This window comes from Variovorax sp. LjRoot290, assembly GCF_964253985.1.
In the GTDB taxonomy this organism is placed as follows: Bacteria; Pseudomonadota; Gammaproteobacteria; order Burkholderiales; family Burkholderiaceae_C; genus Variovorax.
In genome coordinates this window covers 350,877-367,579 of record NZ_CAXURW020000003.1, presented here as the reverse complement: position 1 = coordinate 367,579, position 16,703 = coordinate 350,877, and the positions used below count along the sequence as shown (strand labels likewise).

At 65.2% G+C, this 16,703-nt stretch carries 22 protein-coding genes and 1 pseudogene; 4 read left to right on the top strand and 19 right to left on the bottom strand.

Going from position 1 to position 16,703, the window contains the following annotated elements:
- Nucleotides 1–42 precede the first annotated feature (42 nt).
- From ACSQ9A_RS39315 to merR, 13 genes are all read right to left on the bottom strand, one after another.
- On the bottom strand, nt 43–753 hold the full coding sequence (locus tag ACSQ9A_RS39315; RefSeq protein ID WP_436308092.1) for a DsbC family protein: 711 nt from the start codon (nt 751–753) through the stop codon (nt 43–45).
- A gap of 3 nt (nt 754–756) precedes the next feature.
- On the bottom strand, nt 757–2,337 hold the full coding sequence (locus tag ACSQ9A_RS39310) for a multicopper oxidase family protein (RefSeq protein ID WP_436308091.1): 1,581 nt from the start codon (nt 2,335–2,337) through the stop codon (nt 757–759).
- A gap of 42 nt (nt 2,338–2,379) precedes the next feature.
- Entirely contained in the window at nt 2,380–2,514 is a 135-nt protein-coding gene (locus ACSQ9A_RS39305) for a hypothetical protein (RefSeq protein WP_436308090.1), read from the bottom strand.
- Complete coding sequence (locus ACSQ9A_RS39300; RefSeq protein ID WP_436308089.1) at nt 2,507–2,713, bottom strand: hypothetical protein; 207 nt, start codon at nt 2,711–2,713, stop codon at nt 2,507–2,509. Before ACSQ9A_RS39300 ends, ACSQ9A_RS39305 begins: the two co-directional genes overlap by 8 nt.
- A 52-nt stretch (nt 2,714–2,765) precedes the next feature.
- Nucleotides 2,766–3,359 carry an SCO family protein gene (locus ACSQ9A_RS39295; RefSeq protein ID WP_436308088.1) on the bottom strand — a complete coding sequence of 198 codons (594 nt, stop codon included), beginning with the start codon at nt 3,357–3,359 and terminating at the stop codon, nt 2,766–2,768.
- A gap of 3 nt (nt 3,360–3,362) precedes the next feature.
- Nucleotides 3,363–3,941, bottom strand: a complete 579-nt coding sequence (locus ACSQ9A_RS39290) for a TlpA disulfide reductase family protein (protein ID WP_436308087.1) — start codon at nt 3,939–3,941, stop codon at nt 3,363–3,365.
- Complete coding sequence (locus ACSQ9A_RS39285; RefSeq protein WP_436308086.1) at nt 3,938–4,615, bottom strand: c-type cytochrome; 678 nt, start codon at nt 4,613–4,615, stop codon at nt 3,938–3,940. The genes ACSQ9A_RS39290 and ACSQ9A_RS39285 overlap by 4 nt, the downstream gene beginning before the upstream one ends.
- A gap of 15 nt (nt 4,616–4,630) precedes the next feature.
- Nucleotides 4,631–5,227, bottom strand: a complete 597-nt coding sequence (gene petA / locus ACSQ9A_RS39280) for a ubiquinol-cytochrome c reductase iron-sulfur subunit (RefSeq protein WP_436308085.1) — start codon at nt 5,225–5,227, stop codon at nt 4,631–4,633.
- A 45-nt stretch (nt 5,228–5,272) separates the two neighbouring features.
- Nucleotides 5,273–5,527, bottom strand: coding sequence for a DUF2933 domain-containing protein (locus ACSQ9A_RS39275; RefSeq protein WP_436308084.1), 255 nt, complete (start codon nt 5,525–5,527; stop codon nt 5,273–5,275).
- Nucleotides 5,528–5,587: 60 nt separating this feature from the next.
- Nucleotides 5,588–5,929: a P-II family nitrogen regulator gene (locus ACSQ9A_RS39270; RefSeq protein ID WP_436308083.1), complete on the bottom strand. Its 342-nt coding sequence runs from the start codon at nt 5,927–5,929 to the stop codon at nt 5,588–5,590.
- Between the two features lie 146 nt (nt 5,930–6,075).
- Nucleotides 6,076–6,525 carry a hypothetical protein gene (locus ACSQ9A_RS39265; protein ID WP_436308082.1) on the bottom strand — a complete coding sequence of 150 codons (450 nt, stop codon included), beginning with the start codon at nt 6,523–6,525 and terminating at the stop codon, nt 6,076–6,078.
- 184 nt (nt 6,526–6,709) lie between these two features.
- Complete coding sequence (locus tag ACSQ9A_RS39260) at nt 6,710–7,051, bottom strand: MerR family DNA-binding protein (protein ID WP_436308249.1); 342 nt, start codon at nt 7,049–7,051, stop codon at nt 6,710–6,712.
- 490 nt (nt 7,052–7,541) lie between these two features.
- Nucleotides 7,542–7,946 (bottom strand): Hg(II)-responsive transcriptional regulator, encoded by a 405-nt coding sequence (gene merR / locus ACSQ9A_RS39255; protein ID WP_436308081.1) that lies wholly within the window; start codon nt 7,944–7,946, stop codon nt 7,542–7,544.
- Nucleotides 7,947–8,012: 66 nt separating this feature from the next.
- Here merR and merC point away from each other — a divergent pair, with 66 nt between their 5' ends.
- The gene (gene merC, locus ACSQ9A_RS39250) at nt 8,013–8,435 is read left to right on the top strand and encodes an organomercurial transporter MerC (protein ID WP_436308080.1); all 423 of its coding nucleotides are present in this window, start codon (nt 8,013–8,015) and stop codon (nt 8,433–8,435) included.
- On the top strand, nt 8,432–8,707 hold the full coding sequence (locus ACSQ9A_RS39245; protein ID WP_436308079.1) for a GDCCVxC domain-containing (seleno)protein: 276 nt from the start codon (nt 8,432–8,434) through the stop codon (nt 8,705–8,707). Before merC ends, ACSQ9A_RS39245 begins: the two co-directional genes overlap by 4 nt.
- Nucleotides 8,708–8,802: 95 nt before the next feature.
- Here ACSQ9A_RS39245 and ACSQ9A_RS39240 read toward each other — a convergent pair whose 3' ends face one another.
- Nucleotides 8,803–9,414: a phosphatase PAP2 family protein gene (locus ACSQ9A_RS39240; protein WP_436308078.1), complete on the bottom strand. Its 612-nt coding sequence runs from the start codon at nt 9,412–9,414 to the stop codon at nt 8,803–8,805.
- Between the two features lie 260 nt (nt 9,415–9,674).
- Here ACSQ9A_RS39240 and ACSQ9A_RS39235 point away from each other — a divergent pair, with 260 nt between their 5' ends.
- Nucleotides 9,675–11,747, top strand: a complete 2,073-nt coding sequence (locus tag ACSQ9A_RS39235; protein ID WP_436308077.1) for a VTT domain-containing protein — start codon at nt 9,675–9,677, stop codon at nt 11,745–11,747.
- Between the two features lie 172 nt (nt 11,748–11,919).
- Here the strand turns inward: ACSQ9A_RS39235 and ACSQ9A_RS39230 are convergent, their stop codons facing one another.
- The 5 genes and pseudogenes from ACSQ9A_RS39230 to ACSQ9A_RS39210 form a co-directional block, all read right to left on the bottom strand.
- Nucleotides 11,920–12,303, bottom strand: a complete 384-nt coding sequence (locus tag ACSQ9A_RS39230) for a YkvA family protein (RefSeq protein ID WP_436308076.1) — start codon at nt 12,301–12,303, stop codon at nt 11,920–11,922.
- 19 nt (nt 12,304–12,322) lie between these two features.
- A pseudogene (locus ACSQ9A_RS39225) lies at nt 12,323–12,580 on the bottom strand (YkvA family protein); the annotation flags it as partial.
- Nucleotides 12,581–12,919: 339 nt separating this feature from the next.
- Nucleotides 12,920–14,104 carry an FAD-dependent monooxygenase gene (locus ACSQ9A_RS39220; RefSeq protein WP_436308075.1) on the bottom strand — a complete coding sequence of 395 codons (1,185 nt, stop codon included), beginning with the start codon at nt 14,102–14,104 and terminating at the stop codon, nt 12,920–12,922.
- A 320-nt stretch (nt 14,105–14,424) separates the two neighbouring features.
- Nucleotides 14,425–14,733 (bottom strand): DUF2917 domain-containing protein, encoded by a 309-nt coding sequence (locus ACSQ9A_RS39215; protein ID WP_436297549.1) that lies wholly within the window; start codon nt 14,731–14,733, stop codon nt 14,425–14,427.
- A gap of 130 nt (nt 14,734–14,863) precedes the next feature.
- Nucleotides 14,864–15,958: an alpha/beta fold hydrolase gene (locus ACSQ9A_RS39210; RefSeq protein WP_436297550.1), complete on the bottom strand. Its 1,095-nt coding sequence runs from the start codon at nt 15,956–15,958 to the stop codon at nt 14,864–14,866.
- Between the two features lie 263 nt (nt 15,959–16,221).
- On the opposite strand from ACSQ9A_RS39210, the gene ACSQ9A_RS39205 reads away from it, so the two are divergent.
- Nucleotides 16,222–16,668, top strand: a complete 447-nt coding sequence (locus ACSQ9A_RS39205) for a DUF6966 domain-containing protein (RefSeq protein WP_436308074.1) — start codon at nt 16,222–16,224, stop codon at nt 16,666–16,668.
- Nucleotides 16,669–16,703: the final 35 nt, after the last annotated feature.

The window sequence follows — 16,703 nt, the reverse complement described above, 5'->3', positions numbered from 1 at the left end:
GGCTCATGGCAAACCCGTTCATCGACTGCTCCTCGTCATGGCTCATCGTTTCGCCGCCTGCTGCAGCTGTGCTTCCAGCTCGGTGCGAGGGACAGCGCCGACCAGTCGGCGCCCGTCCGCAAGAATCGTCGTCGGTGTGCCGGTGATGCGGTGCCGCTTCGCAAATTCGACGATCTTCCCGATCGGGTTGTCGCAGTCCGCGGCGGCGGGCGCGATGCCGGTGCGCATGACCTCGTCCCATGCCTTGACCCGGTCTCTGGCGCACCAGACCGCCCTGGACCTCGCGGTCGCGTCCGGATGGATCTGCTCGATGGGATACAGGAAGACATACACCGTCATGTTGTCCATACTCGCTAGCGTCTGCTCCAGCACCTTGCAGTATGGACAGTCGGGATCCTCGAAGATGGCGATCCTGCGCGCGCCACTGCCCTTGACCCGCTTGATCGCCCACTCGAGCGGGAGGCTGTCGAAGGGAATCGCATTGATCTGTTCGAGCCGGACTTCGGTGAGGTTGCGGTCGGCTCTGACGTCGAGCAGCGGGCCGCCAAGAATGTACCGGCCGTCCTCCGTGATGTAGAAGACCTGGCCCTCGATCGCAGCTTCGAGCACGCCGGGGATCGGCGTCTTCGAAATGCCCTGGATAGGGCTTCGCGGAAATGCGCGCTGCAAAGTTGCGCGCGCTGCGGTGTCGTCGGCGCGCGCTGCCGTGACCACGGTCGCCGCCGCGATGATCATCAGCAGGCGCTCCATCATGGTCTACGCCTTCACGAGGTAGTTGCGCATCATGCCGGTGTCCTCGTGCTCCAGCATGTGACAGTGGTAGAGGAACAGCCCCGCATAGTCCGCAAAGCCGAGCAGGATGCGAACGCGCTCGCCCGGCATCACGAGCACCGTGTCCTTCCAGCCTTCGTCGACAAGGCCGGCCTTGACGGTGTCGTGACTGCGTGCGAATCGGCTCGAGACCGAGCGCCCGATCACGCGGAACTGCAACCCGTGCACGTGCATCGAGTGCGGCATCGCCATGCCCATCATGCCCGCCTGGCCCTCGTTGCGGAACTCCCAGACCTCGTGCGTTCCCAGCTTGACAGTCTCGAGCGGGCTCGCGCCGAGCATGTCGAAGCCTTCGCCATTGATGCCCCAGACCATCATGCCCATCGTGAGCTCGAACACCTTGGGGCGCGCTGCGTTGACGGCCATTCGCGGCTGCGGCGCCGGCAGCGTCGAGAGGCGCCGCGGCAGCGTGGCGCCCATGGCCGCGCCGTCCCGCACCCTCAGCCGGAGCACCGAGAACGGCGCGCCATCGGGCAACGCAGCGGCGCCTCCCATCATGCCGCCCATGTCCATGCCGCCTTCGAAAGCCAGGCTTCGCAGCGCGAGCTCGGTGCCGACCTGCCGGCGGCCGAAGTCCACCCACAGGTCGACCCGCTCGGCGGGCGCGAGCATGACGTAGTCGCGTTGCACGGGCGCAGCCAATAAGCCGCCATCGGTGGCGATCACAGTCAGCGGCGAGCCGTCGCTCCACGCCAGCTTGTACATGCGTGCGTTCGAGGCATTGAGCAGCCGCAGGCGATACGCCCGCCGATCGACCTCGAGGCTCGCTTGCGGCCTGCCGTTGACGAGGACCTCGTCGCCGAGCACGCCCATCATGCGGGCCATCATCGAGCCCATCCCGCCGCCCATCATCCCGTGGCCCTGCGTGCCCGCACCGCCGCCGTCTGCCTCGAGATAGACGAACTGGTTGTCGTTGTCGAAGTTTCGATCCTGGAGGACCAGCGCAAGCTCGTGCGGACCTGTGGGCAGGTCGAGCGCAGCCTCCTCCTCGTCGCTCACCAGGAACAGTCCCACCAGCCCGGCGTAGACCTGCTTGCCCGTCCTGCCATGCGGGTGAGGATGAAACCAGTAGCTGCCGGCGCGATTGACTACGGTGAACTCGTAGACATAGCGCGCGCCCGGCGCGATCGCGTGGCGCGGATGGCCGTCCATGTCCTGCGGAACATGCAGCCCGTGCCAATGAATGATGGTGGACTCCGGCAACCCGTTGATGAGATCGATGCGTACGCGCTGGCCACGGCGGACGCGGATGATCGGCCCCGGGAAGGAGTCTGCCGACGCGTCGAGCGCGTTCGTCTCGCCGCGCAGCAGCCTGCCGCGGTAGCGCCACACGCGCGTCTTGGCGCCCGGACGAACGGCAACCTGGTCCGGCACCGCGTGCAGTTCGATGTGGACATCGATGTCGCGCTCGCTGCCGGTTCCGGCCCTCACGCCAGGCAGGCCGAGCGCGGCCGCAGCCGCAGAAGTCGCGGCACGGATCAGGATGCGGCGCCGTTGAGGGTTCACGGTGGCTCTCCGATGTAGCGTGGCGGCGGGGACTCTGGCCCCTCAGCAGACCAGACCACCCATCATTCCGGTATGCATCAGCGCCATGCCGATGACGCTCAACACCGCGATGCCGCCGATGACGGCAAGCACGTTCACCACGATCTTCATCGCCATACCATTCTTGGAGTCATTCATGGGTCACTCCGTTCTGCGCAAGCTGCGACCAGGTGCGGCCCTGGTCCTTGCTGAGAAACACGCTTCGCTTGAAGGTGGCCATCGCGATTTCGCTGCGCCGCACGGGGTTCTGCGCGATGTACGCCACCGCGTCCTCGGTCAGGGCCGGGATCGGCAGCTCTTCCGGTTTGGAGCCGGCCTTCAAGGCGATCCGCGCCAACGTCGCCTTGCCGGAATACGTGCCGAACCACAGGTGCTGTCCATCGCGTTCGTCACCCCCGCAGCAGCCGCGCGACGTCGGCCGCCATGGTGTCGACGGTCCTCTCGGCGCCCATCAGCAGGCGCAAGCGGCCGTGGGGGTCGTAGACATAGATGGCGCTTCCGTGCGTGACCGCGTAGTGGCCCTGGGCGTCCGCGGCCTGCGCGTCGTGGAAGAACTTGAACTCCTGGGCCAGCGACGCGGTCGCGCCCGCGTCGCCGTAAAGGCCAAGAAAGCTCGGGTGGAAGACGGTCACGTAGCTCGCCAGCACCTGCTGCGTGTCCCGCGCGGGATCCACGGTAACGAACAGGCCTTGCACGCGCTGGCCGTCGGGGCCGAGCTTGTCGACCACGCGTGCCATGTCGGCCATCGTCGTCGGGCACACGTCCGGGCAGTGCGTGAAGCCGAAGAACAGCAGCACCACCTTTCCCCTGAAGTCGGCGACGCTCCTCGGCTGGCCGTTGTGGTCGGTCAGGTGAAAGTCCTGTCCCCATTCGACCTTCGAAATGTCGGTCGACTTGAACGGCGATGTCGGGCCGCTCGCGCGCTCGCCACAGGCAGCAACAAGTAACGCGAGCACGACAATGAGAAATGCTCTCAGGACCATGGCCTACCCTCGCGCTGGTTGCGATGGCGCTGAATCAGCCGCCATGCGGCCGCGTATCAGCTCGACCATCCGCGGGTCGTCCCACGCGGCCGGACCGGATTTGCGGCCTATTTCGCGCCCCTCCCGATCGATGAAAAGCGTCAGCGGCACACCGGCCACGGCGAGATTCGACAACGTGTCGCCGAACGTGTCCATGTACGGCTGCAGGTGCTTGATGCCCGTGCGATCGAAGAAGGCCCGCACGACCGGCAGACCGCCGCGATCGACCGAGAGTGCGACGACTTCGAAGCCCGGCCCGCCCAGCGTGGCCTGCAGGCGATCCAGGGTCGGCATTTCTTCCACGCACGGCGGGCACCAGGTGGCCCACACATTGAGCAGCACGAAGCTGCCGCGGAAGGCGGCCAGGCTCGTCGGCCTTCCCGCGCCGTCCGAGAAGCGCAGGTTCGCCACCTCCCTCGGGTGCGCGTGAAGCACGAGGTCGGGATCGGCGGGCCGTGCATCCCGCGTCAAGCGCAGCGCTGGGAAGGCACCGAGGGCGGCCGCCAGCGCGGCGAGCACGAACCATCGCTTTCGGATCATCATGGGCACTCCCTGCGAATGAACGCCGAGATCTCCTCGGGGCGCGAGAAGACGACCGCGGCCCGGTCTCCCTGCATGCCGCTGGCGACGATGACTGGCTTGCCGGCCGACGGGCCGTCGGGGCTGCCGTCCGTCTTGAAGCGCAGGTTGAATTCCCACCAGATGCGGCTCTTGCCGTCGCCGGTGACGACGCGGTAGGCATCGCCGCAGTAGCGGATCGCGGCAACCTCGCGGGACGCGTCGACGCGCTTGAGGTTCGGCAGCCCTCGGTCCGGCGCTGGCACCCGGCCTTCGGACACGGCCTGCAGATAGGCCAGCAGATCGTCGCGCGTGCCGCGGTCCGGGATGCCGGCGAAGAGCATCGTGTTGTTCGGAATCAATGCGGCCGGGTTCCGCAGCCACGCATCCAGGGTCTTCTCGGTCCAGACGATCTCAGAGCGCTTCAGCTCTTCCGAATAGCGGCCGAATCCGGAGACGGTGCCGGCCCTGCTGCCCCACACGCCGGCGAGGCTCGGGCCAGTCAAGTGGCGCCCTGGCGCGAATGAGTGGCAGGCCATGCAGGCACGCGACGCCCGAGCGCCGCGCTCGACGTCTCCGGCGCCATGCGACGGAGCGACCCATGAGAAGCCCCCGACGACTCCCAGAAGAACAACGCGGCCGAAGCTGGCAAGCATCATCTGGCACCTCCTCGATCAGGCCACCGGGCCCTCGCCGATGCGCAGGCTCGAGTCGCCGGTGTAGTGATGCGGCGGCACTTCGAGATTGCTGGGCGCGGGCACGTTCTTGAAGACGCGGCCTGCGAGATCGAACTTCGATCCGTGGCAGGGGCAAAAGAAGCCGCCGGGCCATGCCGCGCCGATGTCGGGCGCGCCTGGTTCCGGTCTGAAGGTCGGGACGCAACCCAGGTGGGTGCAGATCGCCACCAGCACGGCGATGTCGGGCTTCACCGAACGCAGGTCATTGCGTGCATAGTCCGGTTGCTGCCCCTGCCGGGTCGAACGCGGGTCGCTCAAGAGGCCGTCGTGGCTGCGCAAGGCTGCGAGCATGTCCGCGTTGCGGCGCAGCACCCACACCGGCCTGCCGCGCCACTCCACGGTCCTTAGCTCGCCCGGCTTGACGGTTCTGACGTCCACCTCCACGGGCGCGCCGAACGCGCGCGCGCGCTCGCTGGGGGCCATCGAAGCGACGAAGGGCACGCTTGTCGCGACAATGCCAACGCTGCCGGCCGCGGAGCAGGCCGTGACCCACCGGCGACGTGCAGGGTCGCTGGGGTTTGCCGTCTGTGGCATCTGGGGCCTCCAGGGTGGGCGCGAACGCGCACTCCGACGCGCTCGCTAAGCCCTGTCCGGGTCGGCATCGCCGACCCCGGAATTCATCTTGCTTTCGTCGAGCTTGGACCTCTCATCGTTCTTGCTGCCGTTCATGCCCTTCATCATGAGGATCATCGCAATGGGACAGACAAGTGCGAGCAAGAGCGGTGCACTGGCCAGAATGAATGCGTGGGCCGCGGGTACCGCGAAGTAAGCCACCGCGAGCGCAGCGCCCAAGCCGACAGCGATCTTGATCATCGTCTTGAAATCGCAGTTCATGATTGAATCCTTTGAGATGGGGCGTCGCAGTGAGGGATTGAGCCTCTTTGTGTTCGCCGGTTAGAGGGCCTTTGGAGCAGACCGGACTGGCAAGACCTCGGTCCCGGTGCGAAGGTGGAGGAACCTGTCCACCGGCATCACCGCCACGATGCCTGCGCCGGGAATATCGGCCTTGCCAACTTCCAAAAAGGTGCCGAGCAGCGACTCCACCTTCGAGTCCTCCGTGAAGATCTCGATCTTGATGTGCTCGCTGAGCAGGTCATCGGTAAAGAAATTCTTGTACTCGCCGAAACCCTTTACCTTCGTCAGCGTGATCCCTTCGACGCCAATGCTCCTGAGCTTCGCGCTCAGCGACTTCATCGCCTCGGGCGGGACGATTGCCACGACATACTTGAAATTCATGATTTCCTCGCTGTTTTCGGCTGTCTGATCGACAGCAAGAAGTGGCGGAAATTCGGATGGGCCAATCGACCCTCGCCGGCCCGAGCATCGTACGGACGCGCGTGCCGACGACCGGTCAGGTCGCCAGCACACGCGTCAGATGCGGGTCAAATGCGCCAGCAGCAGTGCAAGATGGCGTGCGGCGGCTCCGCCGCGGCAGGTGCACGCCACAGCCCAGGGGGAAGTCCTGCGTTCACGGCAACCTCACCGAGCGGTGGGAGCGTGTAGAGATAGGTTGCCAGAACCGCAGGCATGGCAAGCACTTGGGCGTGGTCTGCACTCTGTGGTCCGTATTGGCAGTGCGCGACGCAAAGATTCGACAGCTTGGGGTCCATGCCGTCGCCCTGATCTGCAGCGGCGCCGAGGTCCGGCGTACTCATGCCGCCGACCATGCCACTGCCGGCCATCGCGACGGCGGCATCGGCGTTCCGGTCCCGCGCAGGCATGTCCATGCGCGACAAACCGACGCAGGCATGGGCGGCGATCGCCAGCTGCGTGAGCATCAGCACACCGATCAACAGCCGACAGATCGAGCGCCAGGAGGGCAGGGTGGTCATGACGATCATTTGAGCAACGGCAAGGGGAGCAGTTCCCAGCCTGCAACGATGTTGCACTGCGTCAATCCGCGGAATGGAAGCGCCACCGGCGAATAAGCCCAAAAGCGACGGCGACAGCGACGATCTCCACCACCACCACCACCACCACCACCTCCGCGGCGCGCCCACATCCACCGACGCTCGCTCATTCGGCGCGTTCATCGAGGATCGGACACGCTGGCCGCTCGATGCCATGACAGGATGCGGCCAAGGCCTCGAGCGCACGCTTCATCGACTTCAACTGATCCACCCGGCACTCGAGCTCGGCGATGTGGGCCAGAGCGATGCGTCTGACATCGGTATTCGCTCGGCGATGGTTCTGCCAGAGCTTCAGCAACTCGGCAATCTCATTCATGGCGAAACCGAGATTCCGGGCCCGGCTGATGAAGTGCAGCGTATGAACCTCGTTGTCCCCGTACAGCCGGTAGCCCGCCTCGGTGCGGGCCACCGGGGGCAGCAGGCCCATGGACTCGTAGTAGCGGATCATCTTGGCCGTCACGCCGGAGCGTGCGGCCGCCTGACCGATGTTGAACCGCTTCGCGTTGGTTGGTGCCGGCGCTCGGTGGCGGTGTCCCCCTGACCAGCTTGCGGCCCGTTCGCGCCGCGGTGCGCTGTTATGCATCAACATGGTCGACCTCCTTTCCAGCGCGGCAGCTTCGCCGAACAAAGTCTGAGCCTCGCCACCATGGGAAAGTCAAGACGCACCGAGTCAAATCCATGGGTACCTTGTGGGAGTTGTTCGCACTGTTGGATAAGTTCGCCGACAGCAAGGACGTTGAGTTCGAATTTGCCAAGGAAGGCAAGACCTACGTCGTCAAGTCCGTGAAGTAGGCCGGCCATTCGGCCAGGCATCGCGCCGAGGTGCCTGCGATACCGGTCTGCCGCGGCGCGCCGCGAGGACCGGTTCGATCGGGCGTGGCGCCCAGGAATCGAGGTCCGCAGGGGGCCGCAGCGTAGCCGATCGTTGCCCGCTATGGCTATTCCTGCAGCGCGGCGATCAACGGGCAGGACACCCTGGCACGGCTCGCGCAGCAGTCGTCAATCAAGGTGGCCAGGACCGACTCGATGCGATGCAGGTCCGCCAGCTTGGCACGTACATCGGCGAGTTTTTGCTCCGCGAGTTGGCGCGCCTCGTCGCAATGCGCGCCATCGTCCAGGGTGAGCAATCCGGCGATCTCGTCGAGGCTGAAGCCCAGGCGCTGGGCAGACTTGACGAATCGGACCCGCGCCACATCGGCCTTGCCGTAGCGCCGGATGCTGCCGCATGGCTTCTCTGGTACCGGCAGCAGTCCCTTGCGCTGGTAGAACCGGATGGTCTCCACATTGACGCCGGCGCTCTCAGCGAAGGCGCCGATGCTCAGGGTGTCAAGCTCCTGTTCCATACCGCTTGACTCCGTACTTGAGTACGGGAGTATTGTGGGCTCATCGAAGAGACAAGGAGTCGATCAATGGAATGGATCATGCGTGCGGCCGACAAGGCCGGCGCTCTGGGCAGCGTTGTCTCGGCGGCCTCGTGCCCGGCCTGCTTTCCGGCCCTGGCGAGCCTCGGCGCCGCCGCAGGCCTTGGCATCTTCAGCGCGTACGAGGGCCTGTTTCTCAGCACCCTGCTTCCACTGTTCGCGGCCGTCGCGCTGGTCGCCAACGCCGTCGGCTGGTTCAGCCATCGTCAGTGGCATCGCAGCCTGCTGGGCATGATCGGCCCGGCGATGGTGCTCGCGGCCATGCTGCTGTTCTTCGGCCAGTGGTGGACCGCCAGGCTGCTGTACACGGGGCTGGCCTTCATGGTCGGCGTCTCGCTGTGGGATCTTTTGTCGCCCGCGAACAAGCACTGCAGCACAGATGGCTGTGGGACCGGGCAGGCGCGCCCATGACGGGAGGACAGAACTCGCGCAGCGCCTTGGTTCTCGACTCGGTGCTGACATGCCCGCACTGCGGCCACGCGAAACGCGAGGACATGCCCGTCGACGCCTGCCAGTTTTTCTATGAATGCGAGAACTGCAAGACCCTGCTGCGACCGCAGCCCGGCGATTGCTGCGTGTTCTGCTCATTCGGCTCGGTGAAGTGCCCGCCGGTCCAGGCGCGGAGGCAATGTTGCGGGGAAGGCCTGCTCGCCATCCCCGCAGGTCGCGCCCAGGTTACTTGATTGCCGTCACGAGCATAGCCTCTGGGCGCGGTCAAGCGGGTGCGCTTCATAAGTGCGCGCAGATGCTCGGACCTAAGGCCAATTGAATGAATTGTTCATGGCGAATCTCCACGCGAGGGGCCGGCCGTTTCGACCTCCGAGGCCAGCGGGCCTTCACGGCAGTCATCGCGCGCGATGAACCGGGCGATGGAGCGGCGACCCAGCCACTGAACGACGGAGAAGGCCGTACCGACCGCCACGGCGACCAACAGACCCGCAGCGATGTCCAAGGGAAAATGGACGCCGACGTACACCCGCGCCCATCCGGTGATGGCGGCTGCAGCGACCATCGCAAATCCCAAGACCCGAAGTCGAGGGCGCAGCAGAAAGATCAGTGCGACAGTGAACATCACGGCTGCGTGCGCACTTGGCAGCGATCCGCGAGCACCGTGTGCGATGTAGACAGGGCTCAGGCCCAACATGAAAGGGCGTGGCAGGTCGAGCAACCCCGCGATGGCATGCGCAATGGAGGCGGTTGCCGCGGAAACCACCAAAGCGGCTATTACATAGACGCGCTCTGAAGGACGCTGCCATACCGCCCACCCCATCAGGCCCACGGTCACCCAGGCCCCGCCGAGCGCGATGGCGGAGGCGAGAGGCAGTAGCCAGGGATTGGGGTCATAGCCCGCGGCGATCCACTGGAACAGGGCGAGATTCACTGCCCTCATGCGGCCTCCCGCATTCGGTGCGCACGCAAGCTGCATAAGGTCACGGATAGCACCCCGCGAGGGCCGCTCGACGCTTCACCCAAGCACCCCGGACGGCGGCGATTCACGTCAAAACCGAGGTGGCGTGGGAGCAGATGGTGGAAACATGAACCCAAGGCTTCAAAGTCAGCATGGCGCGATGTTCGGTTTCGCTTATGAACGCAAGCTGAACCTGGTACTCAATTTGATAGTTTTGTGATCGACGCCAAGCTACTGCCGCAATGACGGCCAAGTCCAATCACGACGTTCGATCACCCGTAAACGGTCCGGGCGCCGACAATGGAGCGCTGGTGGAATCACATCTTCAAGCGCTGATCGGCTATTTCTCCGAGCACCCGCAATTGGCGCTCGCTGCGGTGTTCGCGGCGGCCTTGCTCGAGGCGCTGGCCTTGATCGGTACGGTTGTTCCGGGCAGTTCGATCGTCTTCGTCGGCGGCATGCTCGTCGGCCTCCAGGCACTCGACCCGGCGTGGACGGCAACTGCGGCAGTGAGCGGTGCGGTCGCTGGCGACAGCATCAGCTACTGGCTCGGCCGGCGCCATCGCGATCAGATTCGCGCGCTGTGGCCGATGAAGGCCTATCCCGCCCTTCTCGATCGAGGGCAAGCGTACTTTGCGAAGAATGGCGGCAAGAGCGTTTTTCTCGCACGCTTTCTCGGCCCGCTGCGAGCCATCGTGCCCATCATCGCCGGCATGTCGGGCCTGCCGGCCCCGCAGTTCTACGTGTTCAACGTCCTGTCGGCGTTGGTATGGGCGGCGGCTCACCTCGCTCCCGGTTTCCTCTTTGGCGCCTCGCTTCAACTGGCCGGCGCCGTGAGTTCACGGCTCGCCGTCCTGGTGCTCCTCGTCGCCGGCGCCCTGTGGCTCGTTGCTTGGGTCGTCGCCCTCCTGCATCACCAGGCACGGCCGCGCATCGAAGGCTGGCGAGATCGCGCCGTGGCCTGGGCCAGCACAAGATCGAACCTGCCCGCCCGCATCGTGCTGTCCCTGTTCGATCCCGCCCGAGCCGAGTCCAAGGTGCTGCTGGTCACCGCGTTGATGCTGATCGGCAGTGCCTGGCTGTTCTTCGGCGTGCTGGAGGACGTGCTGTCCAACGACCCGCTGGTGCAGGTCGACCGCACCGTCTACGCGATGCTGCAGGCGCTTCGCACGGCCTGGGGCGACAGCGTCATGGTGGCCGTCACCGAACTGGGCAGTGCCCCCGTCGTGATTTCCGTCATCGCCGCTGTCTCGTTGTGGCTGGCAGCAAAGCGCTGCTGGCGCACACTGGGGTATTGGCTGGCGGCCGCCGGTTTTGCCCAGCTGCTCGTCTGGACGCTGAAGTTCACTCTCGGGCGCGCGCGACCGACCGAGATCTACAGCGGGATCGATCCCTTTTCGTTTCCAAGCGGCCATGCCGCGATGAACATCGTGGTCTATGGCTTCCTGGCCTTCCTGCTGGCGCGTGCCAAACCGGTCGGAACGAAGATCGCCATCACGCTGTCGGCCGCGATGGTGATTGCGCTGGTCGCGTTCTCACGGTTGTACCTGGGCGCTCACTGGTTCTCGGACGTGCTGGCCAGCTTGAGTCTGGGCCTCGCCTGGGTGGCGTTGCTGGGCATCGCCTACCTCAACCACGTGCGACATGAGAAGGTGTCTGCCTTGCCGCTGTCGATGGTGGTCGGGATGACCTTGGCGCTCGTCGGTGGTTGGGTTGTCGGCGAATATCACCGCGCCGATCTGGCGCAGTACGCCTACCGCCCACGAAGCGACACGGTACCTGTCGCCGACTGGCGAGCGGAGGGATGGCGTGGTCTTGCCTCTGCCCGAACCGACCTCGGGGGCGACGCCGAAGAGCCGTTTTCGGTTCAATGGGCAGGCCCGGCGGAGGACGTTGGGGGCGTTCTGAAGCGGGCGGGCTGGCATGTCCCACCGCCCTGGGACGCGAAGACGGCGCTGCTGTGGTTGTTGCCGAACACGCCCATCGAACAGCTCGCCGTGCTGCCAAAGCTCGACCATGGCGAAGCGCAAGGGATGACGTTCATGAAAGCGCTGAACGCCGACGAACGCATCGTGCTGCGCCTGTGGCCGTCGCCCTATGTCGTCGAGAGCGACGGGGCAGGTCCGCCGCGCCCGTTGTGGATCGGCATGGCGACCACCGAGCGCCTGCGGCACCCTGCCGGCTTGATCACGCTCGCCGCAACGCAACACGACTTCACGACGCCGCTGCGGCGGCTGGCTCAGGATGTTCGCGCTCAACAGGGCTCGGCGCACCTGAGGGAACGGACCGGTCGGGTCGTCCTGCTGGTCTGGTGAGCTGCGCACTCGGAGGCGTTGCCGAAGCGACCGCATTGATCGTGGAGAGCCCAAGCGCCAGGACATGCGAGCTCATGTGCCATGCGTCGCCAGCAAGACCGTCGAGCGAAATCAACGTCCTGGTCGAATGATCCCTCTGGCGTGCCCACCGCGGCCGCCCTGCGGCGTCGCGTCACCCTCCGAACCAGAACCTTAACCACAGGGCGAGCGCTGCGAGAACGATGCACAGAATCACATCGTCGTTTCTGACTTGGACCCACGCGATCGCGTGTCTCAGCCAATGATCCCCTTGGACGCAACTTGCATCCCAGACGTTTGCAGGAACCAGGTGGATCGCCGCCCAGGACAATCCAGCCAACATGACCAGGTCGTCCAGATAGCTCGGCAGCGGCAGCAACTCCGGTGTCAGGTCGACCGGCAGCGCTGCATAGAGGACAACGACAAGCGCGATGGCCTTGGCCGATCGCGGCGTCTCCCGGTGAAATCCTGCCGGCCACAGCGCAATGAGATTGCGTGCCGAGCGGAAGGCCCATGTTCTGATGCGCTCGATGTTCATCGCCGCCGCATTTTGCGCGTTACCGCAGCCACTGCCAAAGGGCCACTGCGAAGCCGATCCAGATCGCGACGATGAGCACGGCGCCCCATACGCTGCGCGGTTTGCCGTTGTCCCGGCTCATCCACGCCGCCGCTTGTGCGCGGCAATCCTCGACAACGTCCGGGGGCAGCATGCGGATCGCCACCCAGATCAACGCGGGCAGCAACAGCGCATCGTCCACATAGCCGAGGATGGGGATGAAGTCCGGGATCAGGTCGATGGGACTCAAGGCGTAGGCGGGGCGGCCTTCTGCATGATTGCATTCGTGGGATTGGCTCGGCAACCGGTCGAGGGGGCGGCCAAGGCCTGATGGGAGATTTTTGCGGGCTGGCGATCGGCGCTGAACAGCCTATATTGACCAGGCGAAAGGAAAAGGGGCAACACCATGCAGAGTTCTCACCGACTACGGCATCGGGGTCCGCGTAAAGCGCCGCAGGGCGCCATCCGTGGCATGGCCGTACTGCTGGCGATAGCGGGCGTTGTGGCCTTGGGCTGGGTGGCAGTGCAACTCTATGTCTTGGTGGTGACGGCCGTCATCGGCAGATCAGCATCGCATCCCGCAGGCGCCGAAAGAAATCTATTGCAGCAGCGCGGCCGCGGCGGCGCGCGCATCCGCCACCACGTCGTAGGCATAGAGGCGCTTGCGGAATTCGGCGTGCGCGGCGAGCGCCGCGTCACGGGCACTGAGATCGATGTCGGTCGAGTCGAGACGCAGTCCATTCTGTCGGGCACCAAGCTGAATCTCCGCCACGCGCTTGCGACGCAATCGCTCGTAGGCAAGCAGCGACGCCGGTACTCCCGATGTGTCCACCTGGGCCAGGATCGTGGCGAGCGCCATGCCGTCCTCGATTGCCTGGTTGGCCCCCTGACCCAGATGCGGAAGCATCGGATGTGCCGCGTCGCCGAGCAGCGTCAACCGGCCCTTGGTCCAGGTCGGTAACGGCTCGCGGTCGTAGAGTGCCCAGCGAAATGTCTTGTCGACCTGCTGAAGGACATTGGCGATGCGCGGGTCCCAGCCTTCGAACTCGCGGCGCAGCACCGCTGGATCGCCGGGCGCGGACCACGATTCCTTCATTTCCTCATCGGTTGGCACGAACCCGACATAGTTGACCATCGTTCCGTGACGAACAGGGAAGACCAGGAAATGCCTGGACGGACCGGCCCACATTTGCCAGCGGTCCATCGGCCAGTTCGGCAGGCGCTCGCGCGAGACCAGACCTCGATAAGAAATGGTGCCGTGAAAGACGGGCTTCGAGGGCGGAAAGACGTAGGAACGCAGTTCGGAATGTATTCCGTCGGCGGCAACCACAACGTCGGCCTCGGCGATGGCGCCGTTGGCAAATTCGACGCGGGCTACGTCGTCGGTCTGCTCGAAGGCAATAGCACGATGGCTGGTATGGACGATCCCGGCGGGCAGGTTGGCAGCGAGGAAATCGACAAAGTCGGCGCGGTGCATGCCAAAGGTCGCGTTCCAGCCGGAGGCATCCGACACCTGCACCGGGGCGATCGGCGTACCGTCGCGGCGAAAGTAGTAGGAACCGGGACCGACTCGCGCGCCCCATCTTTCGACGGCGGGCCCGAGACCCACACGCTCCAAGTGACGCACCGCATTGGGTGTCACAAACACACCAGCGCCGATCTCACCCAGTGCGGACGCCTGTTCATAAACAGAAACGCGCAGCCCCTGTCCGATCAGCGCATTGGCGGCGAACAAGCCGCCAATTCCGCCTCCGATGATCACCACGTTTGGTCGAGATGCCATTTCAACCCAATCGAAAATCCTTCAACAGGGCATTGTGCGAGCGTGACGGGCAGAGGGCAACGGCAATTGACGAGGAGCTGATTCTCGCTATGCCGGGTGAGGGCGACTGAAGTGGGTCGGGAAGATCGCGAATGGCCGCTGATCCGCCGCCCTTGACTGTTTTGGGCCCCGACCGGCTACAGTCGGCCACTAACGGACATTCGAGATCTGCTGCAAGCAAGTCTGTCGCTGAGCTTGCGACATGGGATGCTCCTCAATATCGAGCATCCGCCGTGTTGGGCCGGACTGGGCCGTGCGCTCGAAATCGACGCGCCGACGCCTCATCCCCCGCGCGCCAAGCGCACCTGCGCCTCATCCAGTGCATGCACGAGCATGCGCGCAACGCGGTCGGGCCGGTACGTCTCGCCGGCCACGAGGATCACGTCGCGGGGATCGCCGTCCTGCGTGATCCACACGATGCCGACGAGGCATTCGACCCGGAAGGGTCGCGGATCGTCGATAGTCCAGGTGGCGTGTCGCGCGAGCGCCCGGGTAGTCGGCGGCTGTGCGGACGCGACGCGCCCGGACGCCCGCGATGGGCGATGCATGGTGCGATCGAAGAAAAACCAGGCGTCGAGGGCGATGCTCATGTCGGCTGCTCCATCCGTTGAAGACGCCGCCAGTCTCACCGACGCGCGCTCGTCGCGAAAGACGGTCCACTACGGGCCCGGGATCGCAGGCCCCCCCGTAGAACTACGGTAGGGTCCTTGCAGACCCGGCTCATTCCAGCATGCCGCGCTGCAGGGCCTGCCGCACGGCTTCAGCGCGCGAGCGGCATCCAAGCGACTGCATTGCGTGCGCGGCATGCATCTCGACCGTGCGCGGACTCAGGCCGAGCGCCTTGGCGACCTGCTTGTCGGTGTGGCCATGGCTGACCAGACGCAGCACCTCGATCTGGCGCGCCGTCAGCGTCGCGGTCGGCGCGGTGCGCAGCGGCGAGCCCGGGTGTACGCCCTCCGTTCCGCCCCAGCCGAAGAACGCGCTGAGTTCGGCCGCGACCGCAGGCCAGTTGGCGTCGGTTTCGAGCGGTAGATGATGATCACTTTCGAAGGGAACGAAGCGCGCCTGCGGCGCTACGGCGGCGAGTCGGCTGCCCTGCTCGAAAGGCACGACGAGATCGTTGCGTGCGTGCATCACCAACACCGGACAGCGAAGGTCGTGCGCGGGCTGTTCGACGTCGGCGTCGAAGCTCATGCGCGTGTAGGCCGTCGCGGCTGCGCGGGCGATGCGATCGATGACCGAGGCGTCCACCAGGTCCATCTGCTGCGCTGTGGCATGGGGATAGATGCGCGAGGTCATAGCGCGAAGGAAAGCCGTGCTATAGGGCACCCGTTCGCCGAAGACGACCTCGATCGCGTCGAGCACGGCCTGTGTTTCCTTGAGGTGCGCGGCATCTTCATTGCGCCGCAGACGGCCGTGGAGGTAGCCGCCGTAGACGAACAGCCGGCTGACGCGCTCCGGGTGACGTGCCGCATAGGCGATCGCCAGCGGCGCACCGTGCGTCAGTGCACACAGTGACACCGGTGCAGAGGGCTGCGCAGCGACCACAGCTTCGAGGTCCTCGATGCAGGCATCGAAGCTCAATCGCTCGGGTTCGCGCGCCGACAGGCCGCACCCACGCACGTCGTAGCGAACGAAACGGCCGTGCTGTGCGAACAGGCGGATCCAATGCTCGGTGCCGACGGTCGGCGCGTCCATCCAGTCGCCCAAGTGCATCGAGACGCAGACCGTCACCGGCCCGCTGCCCCACGTCGCCATTGCGAGCCGTGTGCCGTCGAGACTGCTGACGTAGCGGATGTCCGGCTGCGTAGGCATGCGAGGCTCTCCTTGATGGCGTGGACAGGGAGATTTTGCACCCTGGGCTATGGAACTTCTCGTAGGGATGAGCACCGCAGCGCGAACCAGGAGCAGCCCGGCCGGCCACGCCGGGGACGCCTGTCATCGAGGTCATCGATCCGTCGAAAACGGCCAAGAATTTGACGACGACCCGCGGCTAACTTCGGCGCATGACCTCCTCGCGGCTACAGTCGGCCAGATGCGGTCATCGGGGCCTCGCCACGACCAAGCACTCTACGTCTATGAAACAACCTCCCGAGACCGAAGTCGCAGAGTTCCTGTCCCAAGTTGACCGGCTCGTTTCTCTTCTTGATGCGGAGGGAGAAACCTTTTGGCGCACGCGTATTGCCGGCGCCGCTTCCAAGGTCCGGAACTCCGACTGGCAGGGCTTCGACGATTTCTTGTCGGGGTATGGAACCTCCGGTTCCTTCAACGAATGCTCAATCCGCACGGGCGAATGGCAAGGCGACAACCATGTCTGGAAGCCCGACGACAAGTTGAGATACCAGGAGTTCGAAGACTTGAAGGGCTCCGCATACGGTCTAGCTCGCAGTCTCTCCCGCCTTACCGCCCCGTCTGTCGGCGAGTCGCTCGCCGGTGTATATCGCCTTGCATCCATTCGGACAAAGGCACTTTTGTGGCTGATGTTGTTGCTATTGCTCGGCGCAATTGTTCTCGGGCGCCCCTGACGCACCGCACAACCCTGTCGGTCCGCTATGGAGAA

What these genes read in the sequence shown, in the direction of transcription:
- ACSQ9A_RS39315 (WP_436308092.1), bottom strand. Translation starts at nt 753, where the DNA reads ATGATGGAGCGCCTGCTGATGATCATCGCGGCGGCGACCGTGGTCACG.
- ACSQ9A_RS39305 (WP_436308090.1), bottom strand. Translation starts at nt 2,514, where the DNA reads ATGAATGACTCCAAGAATGGTATGGCGATGAAGATCGTGGTGAACGTG.
- ACSQ9A_RS39295 (WP_436308088.1), bottom strand. Translation starts at nt 3,359, where the DNA reads ATGGTCCTGAGAGCATTTCTCATTGTCGTGCTCGCGTTACTTGTTGCT.
- ACSQ9A_RS39290 (WP_436308087.1), bottom strand. Translation starts at nt 3,941, where the DNA reads ATGATGATCCGAAAGCGATGGTTCGTGCTCGCCGCGCTGGCGGCCGCC.
- ACSQ9A_RS39285 (WP_436308086.1), bottom strand. Translation starts at nt 4,615, where the DNA reads ATGATGCTTGCCAGCTTCGGCCGCGTTGTTCTTCTGGGAGTCGTCGGG.
- petA (WP_436308085.1), bottom strand. Translation starts at nt 5,227, where the DNA reads ATGCCACAGACGGCAAACCCCAGCGACCCTGCACGTCGCCGGTGGGTC.
- ACSQ9A_RS39275 (WP_436308084.1), bottom strand. Translation starts at nt 5,527, where the DNA reads ATGAACTGCGATTTCAAGACGATGATCAAGATCGCTGTCGGCTTGGGC.
- ACSQ9A_RS39270 (WP_436308083.1), bottom strand. Translation starts at nt 5,929, where the DNA reads ATGAATTTCAAGTATGTCGTGGCAATCGTCCCGCCCGAGGCGATGAAG.
- ACSQ9A_RS39265 (WP_436308082.1), bottom strand. Translation starts at nt 6,525, where the DNA reads ATGACCACCCTGCCCTCCTGGCGCTCGATCTGTCGGCTGTTGATCGGT.
- ACSQ9A_RS39260 (WP_436308249.1), bottom strand. Translation starts at nt 7,051, where the DNA reads ATGATCCGCTACTACGAGTCCATGGGCCTGCTGCCCCCGGTGGCCCGC.
- merR (WP_436308081.1), bottom strand. Translation starts at nt 7,946, where the DNA reads ATGGAACAGGAGCTTGACACCCTGAGCATCGGCGCCTTCGCTGAGAGC.
- merC (WP_436308080.1), top strand. Translation starts at nt 8,013, where the DNA reads ATGGAATGGATCATGCGTGCGGCCGACAAGGCCGGCGCTCTGGGCAGC.
- ACSQ9A_RS39245 (WP_436308079.1), top strand. Translation starts at nt 8,432, where the DNA reads ATGACGGGAGGACAGAACTCGCGCAGCGCCTTGGTTCTCGACTCGGTG.
- ACSQ9A_RS39240 (WP_436308078.1), bottom strand. Translation starts at nt 9,414, where the DNA reads ATGAGGGCAGTGAATCTCGCCCTGTTCCAGTGGATCGCCGCGGGCTAT.
- ACSQ9A_RS39235 (WP_436308077.1), top strand. Translation starts at nt 9,675, where the DNA reads ATGACGGCCAAGTCCAATCACGACGTTCGATCACCCGTAAACGGTCCG.
- ACSQ9A_RS39230 (WP_436308076.1), bottom strand. Translation starts at nt 12,303, where the DNA reads ATGAACATCGAGCGCATCAGAACATGGGCCTTCCGCTCGGCACGCAAT.
- ACSQ9A_RS39220 (WP_436308075.1), bottom strand. Translation starts at nt 14,104, where the DNA reads ATGGCATCTCGACCAAACGTGGTGATCATCGGAGGCGGAATTGGCGGC.
- ACSQ9A_RS39215 (WP_436297549.1), bottom strand. Translation starts at nt 14,733, where the DNA reads ATGAGCATCGCCCTCGACGCCTGGTTTTTCTTCGATCGCACCATGCAT.
- ACSQ9A_RS39210 (WP_436297550.1), bottom strand. Translation starts at nt 15,958, where the DNA reads ATGCCTACGCAGCCGGACATCCGCTACGTCAGCAGTCTCGACGGCACA.
- ACSQ9A_RS39205 (WP_436308074.1), top strand. Translation starts at nt 16,222, where the DNA reads ATGAAACAACCTCCCGAGACCGAAGTCGCAGAGTTCCTGTCCCAAGTT.